We start from the raw sequence: 15,183 nt of genomic DNA, 5'->3' as shown, positions 1-15,183 counted from the left end.
GCCAGGGGGCAAAAAATCCATAGTCCAACGGAACAGCGCGTAGCGAGCGCAGGACAGACAAGGCGGAAACAGGCGAGGCTGCGGAGTTTACTGGTGTAAATGAGCAAGCCGAGCCTGTTTGCAACGCAGTATGTCCAAGCGCAGTAGCGCGGCGGTCGTTATTCAGCGGGCAGGTATTCTACAACTTCCAGGTCGAAACCGGATATCGCATTGAACTTCATCGGCGAACTCATCAGGCGCATCTTGCGCACCCCGAGGTCGCGGAGGATCTGCGAGCCGGCGCCGACGGTGCTGTAAGTGGTCGGATTGACCACTTTCGTCTCAGCGCCCAACTGCCGCTCCAGATGCGCCAGCAGGTCCTGGCCGGTCAGCGGGTTGCCCAACAGCAGCACCACGCCGCTGCCATCCTTAGCGACTTGCGTCATGGCCGCACGCAGGCTCCAGCGTCCGGGCTGCTTGACCATGAACAGGTCGCGCAGCGGGTCCATGTTGTGCACCCGCACCAGCGTCGGCTCATCGCCACAGATGGTGCCCAGGGTCAGCGCCATGTGCACATCGTTCTCCACCGAATCGCGGTAGGTCACCAGGTTGAACTGGCCCAGTTCGCTATCCAGGATCTGCTCGCTGACGCGCTCGACGGTGCGTTCGTGAATCAGCCGGTAGTGGATCAGGTCGGCGATGGTGCCGATCTTGATCCCGTGCAACGCCGCGAACTCTTCCAGCTCGGGCCGACGGGCCATGGTGCCATCGTCGTTCATGATTTCGCAGATCACGCCGCTCGGCTCGAAGCCACCCATGCGCGCCAGGTCGCAGGCCGCCTCGGTGTGGCCGGCACGCGCCAGCACGCCACCGGGCTGGGCCATCAACGGGAAGATATGACCGGGGCTGACGATGTCGTCGGCTACCGCGTTCCTGGCCGCGGCAGCCTGCACGGTGCATGCACGGTCGGCGGCGGAAATACCGGTGGTGACGCCGACGGCAGCCTCGATCGAGACGGTGAACTTGGTGCCGAAACCGGAGCCGTTGCGCGGGGACATCAGTGGCAGCTTGAGGGTCTCGCAGCGCTCGCGGGTCATCGGCATGCAGATCAGGCCGCGGGCGAAACGCGCCATGAAGTTGATATGCTCGGCGCCAACGCACTCGGAGGCGATGATCAGGTCACCTTCGTTCTCGCGGTCCTCGTCATCCATGAGGATGACCATCTTGCCGGCGCGGATGTCTTCAACCAGTTCTTCGATGCTATTGAGAGCCATAAGGCTATTCCTTCAATTCTTCAGGTAGCCGTGTTCGGCCAGAAAGTGTTCCGTCATGCCCGAGGCGTTTGGCTCGGCGGCTTTGTCGCCGAGCAGCAGACGCTCCAGGTAACGCGCCAGCAAGTCGACCTCGAGGTTGACCTGCCGACCGGGGCGATAGTCGACCATGATGGTCTCGGCCAGGGTGTGCGGCACTATGGTCAACTCGAATTCGGCGCCATTCACCGAATTGACGGTCAGGCTGGTGCCGTCGACGGTGATCGAGCCTTTGTGGGCGATGTATTTGGCCAACTCGCGCGGCGCGCGGATGGTGAACTGCACGGCGCGAGCGTTATCGGCGCGGGCAATGACTTCACCCACTCCGTCGATATGGCCGCTGACCAGATGACCGCCGAGACGACTGGATGGCGTCAGAGCCTTTTCCAGGTTGACCTGGCTGCCGGCCTTGAGGTCGACGAACGCAGTACGCGCCAGGGTTTCGCGGCTGACATCGGCCCAGAAACCGTCGCCGGGCAGCTCCACCGCGGTCAGGCAGACGCCGTTGACCGCGATGCTGTCGCCCAGTTTGACGTCGCCCAGGTCGAGCTTGCCGGTGGCCACATAGACACGCACGTCACCGCCCTTGGGCGTCAGCGCACGGATGCTACCAATGGATTCGATTATGCCGGTGAACATGGGTCCTCCGGTACACGAGTGAAGCTGATGTTGAACAGCATGAATGAACTCCTGTTTTGAGCAAAACAGGGCAATGCCGATCGATAGGGATTTCACGGGTACGCATGTCGCGCCCGAGGAGGGAATCCCGCTCTCTCTTTATCCGGACTATACCGTCGGCCCCGGAATCACACCGGGTCTGCTGTCCTTGCCCGGTTGCTTACACAACCTGGGCAAGCGCTCGCGGGCTAGGCAATTGAGCGCCATTACCGCCGGTGGGGAATCACACCCCGCCCTGAGAACGTTGCGGCCACCGTGGTGGCCGAGACGCGTTTTACCATAATTGCCGCCCGGACGCATCGCCCCGCGACAGCCTGTGCTGGCCGATGGCCAATCTGGCGCCGCGCGCACGCCCTCCATAGCCAGCTGGAATGGCCGGGGGCCGTCCGCGCCACCCGGCTTTTCACCCGTCCGCGCCGACACGCAGGGGGACGGCGCGCAACAATCGGCGGCTTAGCTACTTTGAATGTGGCACCAAACCCAGCCTTTGAAACCGCGAAGCCATCAACCCTCGCGCTGCGGCAGCGCAATGATCCGCCAGTCATCACCGACCGCGCGTATCTCGACAATCTTCAACGCCTGCGCCTCGGCCATGCGCGCCAACGGCAACTCGAGCAACGGCCGCGCACTGGAGCCGAGGAACTTCGGCGCGACGAACAACTGATACTCATCGACCAGGCCCTCGCGGGCGAATGCGCCGGCCAGACGTGGACCGGCTTCAACCAGGACTTCATTGGCCCCGCGCCCGGCCAGTTCGGCCAGCAGCTTGTGCAGATCGACATGGCCGCTACTGCCCGGCACGGCCAACAGCTCGTGACCGGCGTCCAGGTAGCGCTCACGCGCCAGCGCCGCCGCGCAGGTCGCCACCAGGGTCGCGCCGGCCTGAAAGAAAGGCACATCCAGTGGCACCCGCAGACGGCCATCGACCAGTACCCGCAGCGGCGGCCGGGTCGCCGCCAGCGCCGTCAGCTCGGCATCCAGGCCCAGCTCATCGGGGCGCACGGTCAAGCGGGCGCGGTCCGCCAACACGGTGTCGGCGCCGGTCAGCACCACGCTGGCGCGGGCCCGCAAGCGCTGCACGGCGGCGCGGGCAGCCGGCCCGGTAATCCACTGGCTCTCGCCGCTGGCCATGGCGGTGCGGCCGTCCAGGCTCATCGCCAACTTGACCCGCACGAAGGGCAAGCCCTGCTCCATGCGTTTGATGAAACCGGCGTTGAGCGTCCGCGCTTCTGCTTCCAGCACACCGCTGTGCACTGCAATGCCGGCCTGCATCAGGCGCGCCAGACCATTGCCGGCGACCTGCGGATTGGGATCCTGCATGGCCACCACCACCCGCGCGACGCCAGCGGCAACCAGCGCATCGGCGCACGGCGGGGTGCGGCCGTGATGGCTGCAAGGTTCCAGGGTTACATAGGCGGTGGCGCCACGCGCCTGCGCGCCGGCCTGGCGCAGCGCATGCACCTCGGCGTGCGGCTCACCGGCGCGCACATGCCAGCCTTCGCCAACGACCTGGCCGTCGCGGGCGATGACGCAGCCGACCCGCGGATTCGGGTGAGTGGAATACAGGCCTTTGCGGGCCAGCTCCAGGGCGCGGGCCATGCAGGCATGGTCGAAGCTCATCATTGCTCTTTCGCGGGTTCGCGGGACAACCGGTCGATTTCCTCGCGGAACTCGTTGAGATCCTGAAAGCGCCGGTATACCGAGGCGAAGCGGATGTAGGCGACCTCATCGAGCTTTTGCAGTTCGCTCATCACCAACTCGCCGAGCACCAGCGACTTGATCTCGCGCTCGCCGGTAGCGCGCAGCTGGTGCTTGATATGGGCAATGGCCGCCTCCAGACGCTCGATGCTCACCGGGCGTTTCTCCAGGGCGCGCTGCATGCCGGCACGCAGTTTTTCCTCGTCGAACGGCTGGCGGCTGCCGTCCTGTTTGATCAGCCGCGGCATCACCAGCTCGGCGGTTTCGAAGGTGGTGAAACGTTCTTCGCAGGCCAGGCATTCGCGCCGACGACGCACTTGCCCGCCCTCGGCGACCAGGCGCGAATCGATGACTTTGGTGTCGTTAGCACCGCAGAAGGGACAGTGCATAGGAGGGCAGCCGCCTTGAACAGGAAAGCGCCATGGTAGCGCATCCCGCGGGCAAGACAAGCCGAGGACTTTGCGGTATACAGGCGCGCGCTCAACTACTCTTTCAGGCACACCGCTTCTTGCAGGCATACCCCTTAGATGAACATTGCCATGCGACTGCTCGCTCCGCTCACCCTGGCCGGACTGCTCGCGGCCTGCGCCGGCGAACCCGCCTCGCCGCCCCAGCCGCCGACCACGCCGGCGCCTGCAGCAACCATCGACGCGGCGCCTGCGCCCCTGCCGGCCCACCTACGCGAACTCAGCGGCAGCCTGCTCGGCGCGCCCAGCGCTAGCGAAGTCGAACTGGCTCTGCTGCTGGTCGATGCGCGCGGCTTGCCCCAGGGCCTGCTGGGTAATATTCAACTGACCGGCAGCGGCGCGGCCCTGCCCTTTCGCCTGCCGTTCAATCCTCAGGCCTTCATCCCCGGTACTCGGGTCGAGCTGCGCGGGCGGGTCAATCAAGCCGGTCGCCTGATCCTGCGCCTGCCGCCACAACCGATTCGCCACAACGACAGCCAGCAACTCGGCGAGTTACGCCTGGTGCCGGCGCCATGAGCACAACCGCCGCCCTGCAAGCGGCGTTGAGCGAGCGGCTCGGTGACGCCAGGCTGGTGGCCGAGCACTTGCCCGGTACCGCGCTGAAGCTCTGGCTGATCGATGCCGCCAATATGGCGCGCGCCTTCAACCCCGAGGAAACCCGGCGGATTCTCGAGGAGCCGCCCTACTGGTGTTTCTGCTGGGCCAGTGGCCTGGTGCTGGCCCGCTGGCTGGCCGAACACCCGCAGTGGGTACGCGGCAAGCGCGTACTGGATTTCGGTGCCGGCTCCGGCGTCGCGGCGATTGCTGCGGCCAAGGCTGGCGCCCTCGAAGTGGTGGCCTGCGACCTTGACCCGCTGGCCCTGGCGGCCTGCCGAGCCAATGCCGCACTCAACGAGGTGGAATTGGGCTACTCGGCGGATTTTTTCCAGGAAGCCGACCGCTTCGACCTGATCCTGGTCGCCGACGTACTCTACGACCGCGCCAACCTGCCACTGCTCGACCAGTTCCTCAGCCGCGGGCGCCAGACGCTGGTGGCCGATTCACGGGTGCGCGACTTCCAGCATCCGCTGTACCAGCGCCTCGGTGTGATGGAGGCCTGCACCTGCCCAGACCTGGCCGAACCGGCCGAGTTTCGCCAGGTCAGCCTCTACCACGCACAACGCCACTGACGTCCGCCTTGTTTCCGCAAGGCGGCGCCCACATTTATAGTGTTTAGCACTTTCGTCCAGCGAGACCGATCATGAGCGACATCCCTTATATTTTTGACGTATCCGGCGACGCCAGCTTCGAGCAGCTGGTCGTGCAGAACTCCTTCCACAAACCGGTGCTGGTGGATTTCTGGGCCGAGTGGTGCGCCCCGTGCAAGGCGCTGATGCCCTTGCTGGCGCAGATCACCGAGAGCTACCAGGGCGAGTTGCTGCTGGCCAAGGTCGACTGCGACGCCGAGCCGGACATAGTCGCGCGCTTCGGCATCCGTAGCCTGCCGACCGTGGTGCTGTTCAAGGACGGCCAGCCGGTCGACGGCTTCTCCGGCGCCCAACCAGAGTCGGCGATCCGCGAAATGCTCAAGCAGCATGTCGCCGAGCCGCCGGCGCCGCAGGCCGACTTGCTGCAAAGCGCGCACATGCTGTTCGCCGAAGGCCGCATCGGCGAGGCGGAAGCCCTGCTCAAGCAACTACTCGGCGAAGACAGCGAGAATGCCGCCGCGCTGATTCTCTACGCCCGCTGCCTGGCCGAACGCGGCGAGCTGGGCGAAGCCGAAACGGTGCTCAATGCCGTCAAGGGCGATGAGCACAAGCAGGCCCTGGCCGGTGCCCGCGCCCAGCTGACCTTCCTCCGTCAGGTGGTCGACCTGCCCGACGTCGCCAGCCTGAAAACCCGCCTGGCGCAGAACGCCGAAGATGACGAGGCGGCCCACCAGCTGGCGATTCAGCAATTGGCCCGCCAGCAATACGAGCCGGCCCTGGACGGCCTGCTCAAGCTGTTCGTGCGCAACCGCAACTATGCCGACGGCCTGCCGCACAAGACCCTGCTGCAGGTGTTCGACCTGCTCGGCAACGAGCATCCGCTGGTCACCAGCTACCGGCGCAGGCTGTATCAGGCAATTTACTAGACAGGCCTGGGGCCTATCGGGCCTCGCGGCTAAAGCCCCTCCCACGAGCACAGCTAGCCCTGTGGGAGAGGCTTTAGCCGCGACAGGTCAGAGAGGGATAACCTGTCGCTGTGCGGCTACCCCATCGGTACTTATTAACCAACCCAATGATAGATAGGCGCATCCACGCCGGCTTCCATGCGCACCTGGGCGCAATGGCGCAAGCGCACCAGCAGGCGTTTACCGGCGGCCTCGCCACCGGCCAACGCGGCCAGCTGGACGAGCAGCTGCGGCCCCTCGATCTGCCCGGCCTTATGCAGCAAGTCCAGGGTGGTCTGCCACAGCGCATCGCTGGCCACGGCTGCGGCGCCAGTCGCCGACGCGGCGGAGGCAGCGGCGGCAGCGGCGGCGGCAGCTGGCGCAACGTGCTGCGCCAGCTGCGCCCAGTCCTGGGCATCCAGTTCCACTGTCAGATCCACCGGCCAATCGCCGACCCGTCCACGGATTCGCACCATCTTGCTGCCCTCGAGTAAACGACAGGCATGCTCCCACGTCGGCTGCAGCGCGCCAAGTGAAGCTGGCCAGAGGTATATAAAGTTGTTATAACGTAACAGCTAACTTGAATGCTGACCGGAGATCACCATGCGTTGCCTGCTGCTTGCCCTGCCTTTCGCCCTGCTGCCCCTGGCCGTCGCCCAGGCCAACGAGCGCAGCCACGCGCACGCCGAACACGACAGCCTCGACGCTCACCAACATGGCACCGCCCAGCTCAATGTGGTGCTCGACGGAACAACCCTGGAACTGCAGCTGCAAAGCCCGGCGATGAACCTGGTCGGTTTCGAACATGCGCCCAACAGCGTCGCCGACCGGGCCAAGCTCGCCGCCGCGCGCGGCGAGCTTGAGCGGCCGCAGGCGCTGTTCGGCCTGGACGCAGGTGATTGCACGGTGAACACACAAGAACTGCAAAACCCGCTGCTGGCAGGTGCTGCACACAATGAGCACGACCACGACGAACAGCACGCCGTCGATGAGCAGAGCGAGCATGGCGACATCCATGCGCATTACCAACTCGACTGCAAAAAACCGGATGAATTGAAACAATTGGACCTGAGCGAGCTGTTCAAGCGCTTCCCCGCCACCGAGAAAATTCAGGTACAACTGATCGGCCCGAGCGGCCAGCAAGGCGTCGAGCTGACCCCGGCCCAAGCCTCGCTGAATTTTTAACCCGCCCATTCGCCGCAGTATGGCCGGGATAACCCGGCCGCTACTTCATGAGTGTCGCCTTTTCATGAGTTCAGCCCTGATCAGCCTGTCCAATCTCGGTTTCGCCTGGCCCGGCCAGGCGCAACTGCTGGACATCCCCAGTTTCACCCTGCAGCGCGGCGAAAGCCTGTTTCTCAAAGGCCCCAGCGGCAGCGGCAAGACCACCCTGCTCGGCCTGCTCGGCGGTGTGCAAACGCCTAATCGTGGCAGCATTCGTTTGCTCGACCAGGAACTGAGCGCACTCTCGGCCAGCGCCCGCGATCGCTTCCGGGTCGATCACACCGGCTACATCTTCCAGCAGTTCAACCTGCTGCCGTTTCTCTCGGTGCGCGAAAACGTCGAGCTGCCCTGTCACTTCTCCACGCTGCGTGCCAGGCGCGCCATTCAGCGCCACGGCAGCATCGACCAAGCTGCGGCCACCCTGCTCGCCCACCTCGGGTTGAAGGAGCCAACATTGCTCGAGCGCCGCGCCGACGCACTGTCCATCGGCCAGCAGCAACGGGTCGCTGCGGCCCGCGCGCTGATCGGCCAGCCGGAACTGGTGATCGCCGACGAACCGACCTCGGCGCTGGACGCCGATGCCCGCGAAGCCTTCCTCCAGTTGTTGTTCGCCGAATGCCGCGACGCCGGCGCCAGCCTGCTGTTCGTCAGCCACGACCAGAGCCTGGCGCCGCTGTTCGATCGCAGCCTGTCGCTGGCCGAGCTCAACCGCGCCGCCAGCGCGCTGGAGGTCTGACGGTGTACTTATTACGTCTGGCCCTGGCCAGCCTGGGCAACCGCCGCTTCACCGCCCTGCTCACGGTATTCGCCATCGCCCTGTCCGTTTGCCTGTTATTGGCCGTCGAACGCGTGCGCAGCGAAGCCCGCGCCAGCTTCGCCAACACCATCAGCGGCACCGATCTGATCGTCGGGGCGCGCTCCGGCTCGGTCAACCTGCTGCTGTATTCGGTGTTCCGCATCGGCAATGCCACCAACAACATTCGCTGGGACAGCTTCGAGCACTTCGCCGAGCACCGCCAGGTCAAGTGGGCGATCCCCATCTCCCTCGGCGACTCGCACCGCGGCTATCGGGTGATGGGCACCAGCCCGGCCTACTTCGAGCACTATCGCTATGCTCGCAGCCAGCCCCTGCAGTTGGCCAAGGGCCGCGCTTTCGCCGATGACCCGTTCGAGGTGGTACTCGGCGCCGAGGTGGCACGGGCGCTGAACTACCGGCTCGGCGAAAAACTGGTGCTGGCCCATGGCGTGGCCACCATCAGCCTGGTCAAGCACGACGACAAACCCTTCACCGTAGCCGGCATCCTCAAGCCTACCGGCACCCCGGTGGATCGCACCCTGCATATTTCCCTGGCCGGGATGGAAGCCCTGCATGTCGACTGGCAAAACGGCATGCCGGCCCGTGGCGCTGGCGTGGTCAGCGCCGAGCAAGCACGAAGCCTGGACCTGCAGCCGAAACAGATCACCGCCTTCCTCCTCGGCCTGAACAGCAAGATCGCCACCTTCAGCCTGCAACGCGAGCTCAACGAGTTCCGTGGCGAGCCGCTGCTGGCGATCCTGCCCGGGGTCGCCCTGATGGAACTGTGGAGCCTGATGAGCACGGCGGAACAGGCGCTGTTCGTGGTCTCACTGTTTGTGGTGTTGACCGGACTGATCGGCATGCTCACGGCGATTCTCACCAGCCTCAACGAACGCCGGCGGGAAATGGCGATCCTGCGCTCGGTCGGCGCGCGGCCTTGGCATATCGCCAGCCTGCTAATCCTGGAGGCCTTCGCCCTGGCGCTGGCCGGCGTGCTGCTGGGCCTGTTGCTGCTGTACCTGGGCATCGCCGGGGCGCAGAGTCATGTGCAGGCCAACTACGGCCTGTATCTGCCGCTTGACCTGCCGACGGCCTATGAGTGGACCCTGCTCGGCGCTATCCTGAGCGCCGCCCTGTTGATGGGTTGTATCCCAGCCTGGCGGGCCTATCGGCAGTCACTGGCCGATGGTCTGTCGATACGCTTATGAGGCAACCGTAAATGTCCCGCCCGCTACTCGCCGCCCTGCTGTTCGCCCTGGCCCTGCCCATATCGGCCGCCGAGGTCCGTGAGTTGGCCTGGTCGGACATGGTGCCGGCCGATGCGCCGCCGCAGGTCGTCGAACCCGCGCCCATGCACGACCTCTCGCAACTGGCGGATGCTCTGTCCGAGGCCGGCCCAGCCAGCGTGCAGCAGTCGCCCGCCGCGCCCGTGGTCCAGCAACTGGACGGCCTGGCGGTGAAGTTGCCCGGTTATATAGTGCCGCTGGATGTCACCGACGAAGGTCGCGTCACCGAGTTCCTGTTGGTGCCCTACTTCGGTGCCTGCATCCATGTACCGCCACCGCCGTCGAACCAGATCGTGCATGTCACCACCGAGCTGGGCGTGCTGCTGGATGCGCTCTATCAACCGTTCTGGATCGAAGGCACGCTGCAGGTCGAACAGAGCAGCAGCGAACTGGCCGAGGCCGGTTATCAGATGCAAGCGGACAAGATCTACGCCTACGAGCTGCCGGATAGCTAACCGCACGCACCGACCATACATGGAATGCGCTGCGACCTCTTTGCGGTTTTGGTTGCAGACGCAGGTTGGGTTAGCGGCGCAGACCCGCTCCCTTGAAAGCACAGCAAGCGCCGCGTAACCCAACACCGCGCAAAACCATTCCGGCATCGCCGGTGGGTTACGCCGCGACCGGCATCGGCCGTGCCCTGACAGAACCTGCCACGCGCCTAACCCACCCGACACGGCCATCAACCTGCACGACTCCCAGCGCCAACCTAGCCGGCGCTGGCCATGCGTTTTTCTCGCTCGGCACTCAGTTCACTTTCCGCCCAATTGCGCCAGGCGCGCACCTTGCTGCGCTCGGCACCGGCGCGCTCGGCCTTGGCCAGGGCATCCAGCCCGGCCTGCCAACGCGCCTGCTCCATCTCCAACTGGGCCAAGTTCAGCCAATGCTTGGCACTGCCCGAACGCCCCGCCAGTTCGCGGTAGATGCGCGCCGCCGCGGCGCGCTCGCGGGCCTGCCACCAGAGCAGGGCCAGGCGTTCTTCGCGGCTGGCCGTGCGTGGCAGCAAGCCCTGCTCGAGCATGCCGGTAAGCAGCTTGGCGCCTTGCCAAGGTTGCTCGGCCGCGCCGGCCAGCAGCACCAGGTTGTCCAGCTCAGTCGCATTGAAGCGCAGGCCTTTGCTGTGCGCGGCGCGCAGAGTGGCCAGCGCCTTGTCGTGACGGCCGCTCAACTGCTGCAAGGCGGCCAGTTGCCGCCACCCCTGCGCACGATCGGGCTGACGGCCGAGCAGCTGGCGCTGCCAGCGTTCGGCGGCGGGATAACGCTTGAGGTCGGCATTGACTGCGACGAGGAACTGCAACCAGCGGTCAGCCGCGTGCGGATTGCCCTGCACATAACGCTCGGCCAACGGCAGCGCCTTGGCTGGCTGATCCATGCCCTGGTAGGCCTGCACCAGCATCTGCAGGACCTCTTCACTGGCCGCCGCCTGCTGCGGCGCCAGCAGGCTGACGACCAGGGCGTAGCGGTGTTCGAGCAGGTTGAGCCGGGCCAGGTTGAGCTGCTCGCTGGCCTGCGTCTCGGCGTCCAGCTTGCCGCTGCTGACCGCCTTGCCGAGCCACTCGATGGCCTTGGCATTCTGCCCCTCGGCCCAGGCCAGATAGCCGCGACTGCGCCACAACAAGGCTTGCTCCAGGCTATCCGGTTTGGCCTTGGCTGCCTCCAGCGCCCGCCTGGCGGCGGCGTAGTCGCCCTGCTGCTGAGCCGCTTGGGCAGCATTCAGGGCGCGGAACACGCTCGGTTCGACGCTTTGCCCAGCCGCCTGTGCGGCAGCCGCCGTGCACAGCATCAATAACAGCAACCAACGCTGCATCTCAGTGATCTCCCTCAAGACGGAAGTACAGGGTTTTCACCGCTTCGCGGGCCACCGCCAGGCCGCTCTCGGTACGCGGGGCGAAACGCCAACGCACGGCGGCGCGCCGCGCTTCGCGCTCGAATACATTCTGCGGGCTGGCTTCGAGCACCCGAAGATTCTCCACCGCACCGGCGCGGTTTATGGTGAACGCCAGCTTGACGTGCCCTTCGATGCCGCGCTGCAAGGCGTAGCGCGGATAATCCGGACTGACATCGTTGAGCGGCATCACTTCACTTTCCGAGCCGCCGGTCTGGCCAGCGGCTTCATTTGGCGCCGGCGCGCTGGGCGCAGCAGCGCCGGCGCTCAAACCACTGAGGCTCGGTGTCGGCGCGCTATTGACGGCGATACCGCTGCTCAGACTCGGCAGTTGCAGGTCCAGCGTCGGCAGCTTGGCACTCGGTGTGGCGGCTACCGGGGTGGGCGCAGACGGCGCTTGCGGAGTTTGCGGTTGGGGTGGCTGCGGCGCCTGCTGGCGGGTGCGCGTCGCGGTGTCGCTGGCATTGCCATCGAGGCGCACGAAGTTGGCCACCGTCAGCGGCTCGTCGGACGGCTGGCTGCGCGGCGGCGCGACCATGTACAGCATCAGGGCAAACAGCGCCAAGGCCATCAGGCAAGCGCCGAGAAAGGCCAGCGGCACACGCATCAAAGCGCACCCGAGGTCGCTGCCAGGGCGACATCCTGCACCCCGGCCAGGCGCGCCTGATCCATCACCTGCACCACCAGACCGGTGCGCGCATCCTGGTCGGCCTGCACCACCACCGCGCCGTCCGGTTGATCGACGCGCAAGCGTTCGACGTGCGCACGCACGCTGCGTATATCGACGACTTTCTTGTCCATCCACACCTGCCCGTCGGCAGTGACGGCGATGAGGATATTGCCCTTGTCCTGCGGGCTGGCGGTTTGCGCCTGGGGGCGCTGCACCTCGACACCGGACTCCTTGATAAAGGAGCTGGTAACGATAAAGAAGATCAGCATGATGAAGACCACGTCGAGCATCGGCGTCAGGTCGATGCCGGTGTCTTCGTCTTGCTGGTGGTGTCGACGCATTCGCATAGTGTGCAGTCTCAGTCTTGGCGCAGCTGGTCAGCCAGCCGCTCGAGGGCCCGGCGCGCATCACGTTCGAGGCGCGCCAGGCTGAACAATCCAGTAATCGCCAGGACCATGCCGGCCATGGTCGGCAGGGTCGCCTGCCACACACCGGCGGCCATGCCGCGCGGGTTACCGCTGCCGTTGATGGCGAGCACATCGAACACCGCGACCATGCCGCTGACGGTGCCGAGCAAGCCGAGCAGCGGGTACATCGCCACCAGGGTCTTGCTCAGGCGCAGCGGGCCGAGCAGGTGTTGCCGCGCCTGCGCCAGCCAGGCGGCGCGCACCGCCCGTTGCCAAGTGCCGCTGTCGTCTTGCAGCAGTTGCTGCCAGGCCTTGCGCCGCTCGCGCCCCCACTGCGGGAAGACCCGGCGCACATACCAGAAGCGCTCGAACACCAGGGTCCAGAACACCACGCAGAGCCCGGCCAGCGCCCACATCACCACCCCACCGGCGCTCATGAACTCGAGCAGGGCATAGCCGCTGTCGACCAGCCGCAGCCATACGTCGAGCCAGTCAGTCACGCCGCGGCGCCCCGGACAGGTGCAGGGCAATCAAGCCAGCGCTCTGCTGTTCGAGCAACTGGATCAAACCCTTGCTGCGACTGGCCAGCAGGCTGTGCAGGAACAGCAGCGGAATCGCCACCACCAGACCCAGCACCGTGGTCACCAGGGCCTGGGAAATCCCCTCGGCCATCAGCCGCGAATCGCCGCCACCGCCCTGGGTGATGGCCTGGAAGGTGACGATCATGCCGGTCACGGTGCCGAGCAAACCGAGCAACGGGGCCACCGCGCAGAGCAGCTTGAGCAGGCTCTGGCCTTTCTCCAGCGGCGGGGTTTCCTGCAGGATCGCCTCGTCGAGCCTCAGCTCCAGGGTTTCCAGATCGGCCAGCTGCGGCTTGGGCCCGAGCACGCCGATCACCCGGCCCAGCGGATTGTCGTCACACGGCACGCTGAGATTACGGACTTGCGCCTTCACCCCAGCGGCTACGCGTGCCAGATGAACCATGCGCCAGATTGCCAGGAGCAAACCGAATACGCCCAAGGCGACTATCACCCAGCCGACCAGGCCGCCCTGTTGCAGGCGATCCCACAGGGTCGGCTGGCGTTGCAGTTGTGCCAACAGCGTGCCGCGACTGGGGTCGATGGGCAGGCTGGAGAGCGCCTCGCTGCTGTGCAGATAGTCATCAACCTGCCCCACCCCGGACGGCTGCCGCGGTGGCGCCAGCAGCTCACCGGCGTCGGCGTCGTAACGCAAATAGGCATCCTCGCTAAAGGCCGAGAAAGCTCCGACGCGCAGCACTGCCTGCTGATTACGCGTGCCATCGGCGGCTACCACCGGCAATTGCAACTGCTCAACCCGGCCGCTGGCGGTCAGGTCTTCCAGCAGCAACATCCAATAGCCATCGAGATCCGCGGCGGACGGCAAGGTCCGGCTTTTCGCCAGCGCCTCGAGGCGTTGCAAGCGCTCGGGATACTGCGCATTGAGCAGGCTGTCCTGCCATTGCCCGGCGACATCGCCGGCGCTCTGGCGGACCACTCCGAACAACTCGCCCAGATGACCGACGCGCTGGGCGAGGCGTTTTTCCTGCTCGGCCAACTCGGCTTCCTGACGCTCGAATTCGGCTTTCAAACGCTCGGCTGCGGCCTTCTGCGTGTGCAAGGCCGCGTTTGCACCGGCGAGCAACTGCGCACGCTCGCCACGCTGGGCGACAAATGCCTGCTCGCGACTCTGCATGGCCGCGACTTCGGCGGCGCGCTCGCTGCGGATGCGTTGCAGCAGTTGATCCGGGCTGAGCGGTGCGGCAGCGCCAGCCATCGTCGGCAACAGCGCCAGGGTCAAGATGGCAAGAACACGACGGCTCATGGCTTGGCCTCCTGAGCCAGGGTTTTCACGGGAAGATCGAGCAGGGCCGGCGCCTGTTCCTGGCGGGCGATGGCGATGGCCTGGTGCAACGGCCGCCGCGCACTGCTATCGAGCGCTACCCAACTGCGCTTTTGCGGGTTCCACCAGCCACTCTCGTGGCCGTCGAGGGTCTGGAAGTACAGCATGACCCGACCGAGCCGGAGAAATTCGACGCTGCGCGAACCGCCGTCGACCGGCAGCTCGCCCCGCCAGGCCTCCAAGGTGCGGCCGTAGTCGCTCTCGACCTGATAGGCCTCGAGGATGCGCCGGTACTTTTCCGCCAGGCTGACATCGGCCCGCGGCAGCAGATCCTGCAACTGCGCCAGGCGGTCGCTGCGCTCATCCGGCAGGAACGGCAGGTCGGCGGCAATGAATTCGCCGAGCACCTCGACCATCCGCCGCATCTGTGGTGTCACCGCTTCCTGGGTGCGCTCGATACCGTCCAGCTGCTCCTGGTAACCCGCCAGCTCCTGGCGTTGGGCCACGACCAGTTCTTGCAACTGCTGGTTATAGCCTTTCAACGCCTCGGCCTGTTGCAAGGCATTGCGGTACTCACCGAGCATTTCGCGACTGGCATCGTCGAGCTGTTCGATACGCGCCTGGGACGCCTTGGCTTCCACGGCCAGGCGCTGGCTCTCGTCCAGCGCGGCGTCCAACGGTGCCGCCAGCAACGGCGTACTGCTGAGCAATACAGCGGCGGCCAGCGAACGCAGGGGGTACAGGTTCATACGAAGGGAGTCCTCGAGCGGCGGGCTTACATTAAAAAGAAAC

The 15,183-nt window shown here is 65.7% G+C and carries 18 protein-coding genes and 1 riboswitch; of the genes, 7 read left to right on the top strand and 11 right to left on the bottom strand.

All coding sequences use genetic code 11. The features are described 5' to 3' along the window. Positions 1-158: 158 nt before the first annotated feature. The 4 genes from ribBA to nrdR all read right to left on the bottom strand — a co-directional run bounded on the left by ribBA (position 159) and on the right by nrdR (position 4,054). Positions 159-1,253: a bifunctional 3,4-dihydroxy-2-butanone-4-phosphate synthase/GTP cyclohydrolase II gene (gene ribBA, locus VCJ09_RS02800; RefSeq protein WP_324733028.1), complete on the bottom strand. Its 1,095-nt coding sequence runs from the start codon at positions 1,251-1,253 to the stop codon at positions 159-161. A gap of 12 nt (positions 1,254-1,265) precedes the next feature. Further along, complete coding sequence (locus VCJ09_RS02795) at positions 1,266-1,928, bottom strand: riboflavin synthase (RefSeq protein WP_324733027.1); 663 nt, start codon at positions 1,926-1,928, stop codon at positions 1,266-1,268. Between the two features lie 125 nt (positions 1,929-2,053). Then, positions 2,054-2,214, bottom strand: a riboswitch (FMN riboswitch). A 257-nt stretch (positions 2,215-2,471) separates the two neighbouring features. Beyond that, on the bottom strand, positions 2,472-3,590 hold the full coding sequence (gene ribD, locus VCJ09_RS02790) for a bifunctional diaminohydroxyphosphoribosylaminopyrimidine deaminase/5-amino-6-(5-phosphoribosylamino)uracil reductase RibD (RefSeq protein ID WP_324733026.1): 1,119 nt from the start codon (positions 3,588-3,590) through the stop codon (positions 2,472-2,474). Continuing rightward, positions 3,587-4,054 (bottom strand): transcriptional regulator NrdR, encoded by a 468-nt coding sequence (gene nrdR / locus VCJ09_RS02785; RefSeq protein WP_079204571.1) that lies wholly within the window; start codon positions 4,052-4,054, stop codon positions 3,587-3,589. The genes ribD and nrdR overlap by 4 nt, the downstream gene beginning before the upstream one ends. A 150-nt stretch (positions 4,055-4,204) precedes the next feature. Here nrdR and VCJ09_RS02780 point away from each other — a divergent pair, with 150 nt between their 5' ends. From VCJ09_RS02780 to trxA, 3 genes are all read left to right on the top strand, one after another. After that, entirely contained in the window at positions 4,205-4,648 is a 444-nt protein-coding gene (locus VCJ09_RS02780) for a hypothetical protein (RefSeq protein WP_407693003.1), read from the top strand. Beyond that, on the top strand, positions 4,645-5,301 hold the full coding sequence (locus VCJ09_RS02775) for a class I SAM-dependent methyltransferase (protein WP_324733025.1): 657 nt from the start codon (positions 4,645-4,647) through the stop codon (positions 5,299-5,301). Before VCJ09_RS02780 ends, VCJ09_RS02775 begins: the two co-directional genes overlap by 4 nt. A 71-nt stretch (positions 5,302-5,372) precedes the next feature. Next, positions 5,373-6,245: a thioredoxin gene (gene trxA, locus VCJ09_RS02770; RefSeq protein WP_324733024.1), complete on the top strand. Its 873-nt coding sequence runs from the start codon at positions 5,373-5,375 to the stop codon at positions 6,243-6,245. Positions 6,246-6,379: 134 nt separating this feature from the next. Here the strand turns inward: trxA and VCJ09_RS02765 are convergent, their stop codons facing one another. Then, the gene (locus VCJ09_RS02765) at positions 6,380-6,739 is read right to left on the bottom strand and encodes a hypothetical protein (RefSeq protein ID WP_324733023.1); all 360 of its coding nucleotides are present in this window, start codon (positions 6,737-6,739) and stop codon (positions 6,380-6,382) included. Between the two features lie 127 nt (positions 6,740-6,866). On the opposite strand from VCJ09_RS02765, the gene VCJ09_RS02760 reads away from it, so the two are divergent. The 4 genes from VCJ09_RS02760 (at position 6,867) to VCJ09_RS02745 (ending at position 10,024) form a co-directional block, all read left to right on the top strand. Beyond that, positions 6,867-7,448 (top strand): DUF2796 domain-containing protein, encoded by a 582-nt coding sequence (locus tag VCJ09_RS02760; protein WP_324733022.1) that lies wholly within the window; start codon positions 6,867-6,869, stop codon positions 7,446-7,448. Between the two features lie 64 nt (positions 7,449-7,512). Beyond that, positions 7,513-8,223 (top strand): ABC transporter ATP-binding protein, encoded by a 711-nt coding sequence (locus VCJ09_RS02755; protein WP_324733021.1) that lies wholly within the window; start codon positions 7,513-7,515, stop codon positions 8,221-8,223. 2 nt (positions 8,224-8,225) lie between these two features. Continuing rightward, on the top strand, positions 8,226-9,491 hold the full coding sequence (locus tag VCJ09_RS02750) for an ABC transporter permease (protein ID WP_324733020.1): 1,266 nt from the start codon (positions 8,226-8,228) through the stop codon (positions 9,489-9,491). A gap of 11 nt (positions 9,492-9,502) precedes the next feature. Next, on the top strand, positions 9,503-10,024 hold the full coding sequence (locus tag VCJ09_RS02745; RefSeq protein WP_324733019.1) for a DUF3299 domain-containing protein: 522 nt from the start codon (positions 9,503-9,505) through the stop codon (positions 10,022-10,024). Between the two features lie 254 nt (positions 10,025-10,278). On the opposite strand, the gene VCJ09_RS02740 is transcribed toward VCJ09_RS02745, so the two are convergent. The 6 genes from VCJ09_RS02740 to VCJ09_RS02715 are packed head-to-tail and all read right to left on the bottom strand — an operon-like array spanning position 10,279 to position 15,140. Continuing rightward, positions 10,279-11,376, bottom strand: a complete 1,098-nt coding sequence (locus VCJ09_RS02740; RefSeq protein WP_324733018.1) for a tetratricopeptide repeat protein — start codon at positions 11,374-11,376, stop codon at positions 10,279-10,281. A gap of 1 nt (position 11,377) precedes the next feature. Continuing rightward, positions 11,378-12,061 (bottom strand): energy transducer TonB, encoded by a 684-nt coding sequence (locus VCJ09_RS02735; protein WP_079204560.1) that lies wholly within the window; start codon positions 12,059-12,061, stop codon positions 11,378-11,380. After that, complete coding sequence (locus VCJ09_RS02730) at positions 12,061-12,471, bottom strand: ExbD/TolR family protein (protein ID WP_079204559.1); 411 nt, start codon at positions 12,469-12,471, stop codon at positions 12,061-12,063. The genes VCJ09_RS02735 and VCJ09_RS02730 overlap by 1 nt, the downstream gene beginning before the upstream one ends. Positions 12,472-12,482: 11 nt before the next feature. Beyond that, complete coding sequence (locus VCJ09_RS02725; RefSeq protein ID WP_324734580.1) at positions 12,483-12,968, bottom strand: MotA/TolQ/ExbB proton channel family protein; 486 nt, start codon at positions 12,966-12,968, stop codon at positions 12,483-12,485. Between the two features lie 55 nt (positions 12,969-13,023). Further along, on the bottom strand, positions 13,024-14,373 hold the full coding sequence (locus VCJ09_RS02720; protein WP_324733017.1) for a MotA/TolQ/ExbB proton channel family protein: 1,350 nt from the start codon (positions 14,371-14,373) through the stop codon (positions 13,024-13,026). Continuing rightward, positions 14,370-15,140, bottom strand: a complete 771-nt coding sequence (locus VCJ09_RS02715; protein WP_079204557.1) for a DUF3450 domain-containing protein — start codon at positions 15,138-15,140, stop codon at positions 14,370-14,372. Before VCJ09_RS02715 ends, VCJ09_RS02720 begins: the two co-directional genes overlap by 4 nt. Positions 15,141-15,183 lie beyond the last annotated feature (43 nt).

Source organism: Pseudomonas paeninsulae (genome assembly GCF_035621475.1).
GTDB classification, from domain to species: domain Bacteria; phylum Pseudomonadota; class Gammaproteobacteria; order Pseudomonadales; family Pseudomonadaceae; genus Aquipseudomonas; species Aquipseudomonas paeninsulae.
The sequence above is the reverse complement of the archived record's forward strand: the minus strand, read 5'-3'. Positions and strand labels throughout refer to the sequence as shown.